General features: G+C 59.6%; 3 protein-coding genes. 1 reads left to right on the top strand and 2 read right to left on the bottom strand.

What is annotated here, in order from left to right; translation table 11 throughout:
- Positions 1-216: 216 nt before the first annotated feature.
- Entirely contained in the window at positions 217-444 is a 228-nt protein-coding gene (locus tag ACJ4V0_RS21460) for a BglII/BstYI family type II restriction endonuclease (protein WP_527248928.1), read from the top strand.
- Here ACJ4V0_RS21460 and ACJ4V0_RS21465 read toward each other — a convergent pair whose 3' ends face one another.
- Positions 445-1,143 (bottom strand): MT-A70 family methyltransferase, encoded by a 699-nt coding sequence (locus tag ACJ4V0_RS21465; protein WP_448301643.1) that lies wholly within the window; start codon positions 1,141-1,143, stop codon positions 445-447.
- A 196-nt stretch (positions 1,144-1,339) separates the two neighbouring features.
- On the bottom strand, positions 1,340-1,959 hold a 620-nt coding region (locus ACJ4V0_RS21470; protein WP_448301644.1), incomplete at its 5' end, for a PGN_0703 family putative restriction endonuclease.

The raw sequence follows: 1,959 nt of genomic DNA on the forward strand, positions 1-1,959 counted from the left end.
GCCATCCCGCAGTCCAGACTGCCCGAGTTGCTGCCGTGGAATTGGCAGCCAATTGGTGCGGCAGCGGCACGTCAGGCTGCCTGATCCGCATCGGCTGCAGCCGCGGCCCTCGCCGGATGCTTACACAGCTTCGAAGACCTCGAGCGCTGGGGATATGTTCCGACGCCGAAACAGAAGGTTGCGATTCGCAAGCGAACAGACAGGTTGGTCGATCCCGTGCCCTTCCGCGATGCGTGGGTGAACAAGTTCGTTGGCGATAAGTTTGGGGAGGCGACGACGCACTGGCGGAAATTGGAGGAGCGCATCCACCGTGGGGTTGGAAATCCTTGTCCCCTCGTCCTGATCGGGATTCCGGATACCGTCGTTACCTTCAACGAGCCTAAAGAAGTTTTGAAAGCTCTTATCGAAGGCGAAGACGAAGAGGAGCCTGAAGGCGAGACCTGATCACTCCGCAGCCAGGGTCCGCGTTGTCTTAGAGTTGTGAGAATACGTCTCCCAAGTCGGCTCGTACGTCGCCTCGGCCTGATTGCCCCAAGTCGACCAACCCTTTCTGACGCCGCGCCCGAACAGTTCAAGGTAGGGGCCTGGTGAGCAGCTTTCAATCAACGGATATTGTTCGTCGGGCTTCCTACTATGCTCGCGCTTGCGAGTGCCGATATAGTTGACCTGTGTTCGACCCGGGGTGAGCGTCCGGGCGTTCTTTCCGCGCACACCGAACAGGATAATTTCGGTCACGTTGCGGAAATAGAAGCCTACCCCTCGACCGTCTGAGCCACCGTCTTTCCGGATCTTGTGCCAGATAATGTTTGATTTGTAGCTGAACCCCCAAGCCTTCATGACCTCCAGTCCTTCAGGTAGGAGGGCGTTGGGCACCCAAAGATAGAGGTGAGCCGTCGGGGCGGCCGCATCGGCGACCGGCAATGCCTTGATAGCGGCCAGGTCCATCGTGTCGTATCGATTGAGACGCTTATGCTCCGGCGCCATTTTCCCCGTACGGTTGACGAATTGCCACGGAGGATCAGCCATGATGGTCGCAAAGCGCTTACGACCGACGAAATTCTTGAAATCGGCGTTAGCGTCGAGAGGCTGATCTGGGCGCGCGAGCATGAATCGTCTTTCGGCAAAGGTGTTCAGACCATGCATCAATTCGCGGTGTGTTCACAGCCACCATCATGCAATTGGGCGCTAAAAAGTTCGCCAGGAAAGGGGGCTCGTCCGCCTTAACGCGACTGTGGCTTCGCTGAACAGGATGGCCGCATCGCGTCACTGTCAGCCAATCGTGGATGACGACCGAGTGGGGGGTACTTCGGGCAGTCTGAGCCATTCTTCCGACTTACGTCTATTTTTCGGCGGCATCAGTGAGCGGTGGCCCCGATGGCGGCGGCCCCATCGCCTCGGCCAGAACGCGGTCGAAGGCACAGTAGCGGTCCCACAGCCGGTTGGCGATGCCAATAGCCCCCGCTACGGCCATGGCCTCAATGATCCTTTCGAGGCTGAAAGCCCTAAAGCCGACGCGGCTATTGTCGCCGTCGACTTCGGGATTGGCCAATTCCACCTGGTACGCCTTGAACGCACCTTGAGCCCGGCGATTGAGCTGCGGGCCGACGGCGACGAAGAGGGCCTGGCCGACGATGCCAAGGTCGACGGCGCGCTGGGCCATCATATGCTCGCGCCAAAGCTGCTCAAGTCCGGTCGAGCGAAGAACCATCGCGTCGGGGTCCCGGAACAAGCCAACCTGCCGCGAGGCTTCATCGTAGCGGGGCCTGTGGCGGGCGACCGGTCCATTCATGCCCTCGGAATATTTGACCTCGATGAAGACGGTGGCGGGATCACCGTCTGTGAAATCGCGTGCAAGAACCACCCCCTGCTGGGCTGGTTTCGCGTCCAATAACCACCCCTGCTGAGGCCATAGCGCACGATCCTTTCCGTTTTCGGGAAGGGTCCAGGGATGACGGGTGT

It is taken from the genome of Phreatobacter aquiterrae (genome assembly GCF_053471285.1).